The organism is Sphingobacterium sp. UBA5670 (assembly GCF_002420705.1).
Taxonomy (GTDB): domain Bacteria; phylum Bacteroidota; class Bacteroidia; order Sphingobacteriales; family Sphingobacteriaceae; genus Sphingobacterium.
Map to the genome: position 1 here is coordinate 665,569 of NZ_DIIM01000021.1, position 1,861 is coordinate 667,429.

Below are 1,861 nucleotides of genomic sequence, written 5' to 3' on the forward strand. Positions count from 1 at the left end.
TAGAAGCAGAAGCCGTCCGGAGATCGAGCACCTATCCAGCGCGAATGAACTGAGCTTCTTGCAAAGCAAAGGCTAAATAAATACAACCAATGCAACAGTAAAGAAATAATATAAATGCAAACTTTTTGGTGGGCCACTTTGTTGTTATCTACAAAAGGGATCATCCGCTATCCCCATTTATTTTTAATATAAATTTATAGCAATAATTATGGCAAAAAAAAAGGAAAGCACAGCGTCTGTGGGAGATTTTCTCGGAAAACTAATTTCATTTCGAAACTCATTAAAACTGATCCACTGGTCCATAACGGGAAGAGGGAGTTATGAAGCACATATTTCCCTTGATCAGGCCATCGACTCACTTATCGACATTACCGACCGGCTGGTTGAAACGACTTTTGCTTTAAAAGGAACTGTGGAAATCGTTATTCCGCAAACAGCAAAACCAAAAGATCACATCAAATACATTGAAGATTATTACAAGGAAATCGAAAGTCAGCGCGAATCGCTTTTTCCAGAGACTTTCTCGCAATCCATTATCGACGATATACAGGAAGCCATTCAGCAGCTTCTCTTTAGATTAAAACGTCTGGAATAACAAAAGAGCACCTCAACAAGGTGCTTTTTTGTTAGCGATCCTTCCCGAAAAAAACTTTTTCAAACGAAGCCTTTCAGGGGTTGTTCTTTTTGAAAAAGTATATATGGCACATTTAGAAGTAAAACCTAGAAACGGAGCCCCTTGGTGGCTTTGGCTCCTGCTCTCACTTATCGCACTGGGACTGGTCCTCTATTTTATCAACCGTTATAACAGTGAGGCTATGTTAACTAAATCCACTCCAGATACAAGTGTTAACTCCCCAGCAGTTCCGAGGGATACCCTCTAAATGCTGGAATTGCTTTCTTTCGCAACAAACAGATAAGAATTGATAACCAAAAAAATTGAAGACATGGCATTAAAAGAAGAAAAAAAATATGATCATTTAATTGAACTCGGTGGAAGCGATTATGAGATTGTCGATGGCGAACCTGATATCAGAGGCTGGAAAGTAAAGAATGAAGCCGGCCAGCTGATCGGCAAGGTGGATGATTTGCTCTTTGATCCCAGTAGCCAACAAGTGCGGTATCTTATTATTGACCTCAACGATGCCGAATTTGTGATCGATGAAGATAAGAAAATACTGGCTCCTATTGGCCTTGCTTCGCTCTATGATGGCAAACGGATTCAGGCGAGCAATGAGGAACCCAACGTAACTCCGCCTGTCGAACCGATTAATCATAGCGTGATATTCACCGTGGATGAAATTCCGACAGAAGAACCCGCTACGGATTATCTGTACAATCCTGCAGATGATGGCGAAGTCGTGGTAATCTCCGTCACTGAGGATCAGTTGATCCGGTTACCGACTTACCTACAGGATCATGTTGACCCGGAAACCGAACTGTCCGTCCGCCATATCTTTGAAGGTACCGGCGACGTCGGTTTTGTGGTGAGTTCCAACAGCTACGACCCTGCTGATTTTTACAGCCATTATCACTTTAATGAAGATACATTCTACAGCCGGGGGCAACAGACGGAAAGTCTTCCGCCGGATCAGACCCAGCGTACGCGCAGGGTGGCAGCCCGATACGACAAGAGCACGGGGCATGAACCAGGTACAATCGACAACAACGAACTGTAGACAACAATCTTATAGACAAGAATATCGAAGATAACACGCATGTCGAACGAAGCAATCAGGCTTAGCTACTTTAATCGCTAAGCCTGACTATTGTTTAGCGTAGCGTTGCCTCAACCAGTAACTCTTTCCATGATGTATAAACTCTTTCCGAGATTTTACAACATTGTCCGAAAAATGACAATTCT

At 42.7% G+C, this 1,861-nt stretch carries 3 protein-coding genes; all 3 read left to right on the top strand.

From position 1 onward, the window contains the following. The first annotated feature begins 208 nt into the window (after window positions 1-208). The 3 genes from B3C94_RS20750 to B3C94_RS20760 all read left to right on the top strand — a co-directional run bounded on the left by B3C94_RS20750 (window position 209) and on the right by B3C94_RS20760 (window position 1,676). Window positions 209-595, top strand: a complete 387-nt coding sequence (locus B3C94_RS20750) for a DUF5856 family protein (protein ID WP_293907310.1) — start codon at window positions 209-211, stop codon at window positions 593-595. 103 nt (window positions 596-698) lie between these two features. Continuing rightward, on the top strand, window positions 699-881 hold the full coding sequence (locus B3C94_RS20755; protein ID WP_293907312.1) for a hypothetical protein: 183 nt from the start codon (window positions 699-701) through the stop codon (window positions 879-881). A gap of 39 nt (window positions 882-920) precedes the next feature. After that, window positions 921-1,676, top strand: coding sequence for a PRC-barrel domain-containing protein (locus B3C94_RS20760; protein ID WP_293907314.1), 756 nt, complete (start codon window positions 921-923; stop codon window positions 1,674-1,676). Window positions 1,677-1,861: the final 185 nt, after the last annotated feature.

Bases quoted from the DNA above. Each gene is read 5' to 3' on its own strand.
- B3C94_RS20750 (WP_293907310.1), top strand. From the start codon at position 209: ATGGCAAAAAAAAAGGAAAGCACAGCGTCTGTGGGAGATTTTCTCGGA.
- B3C94_RS20755 (WP_293907312.1), top strand. From the start codon at position 699: ATGGCACATTTAGAAGTAAAACCTAGAAACGGAGCCCCTTGGTGGCTT.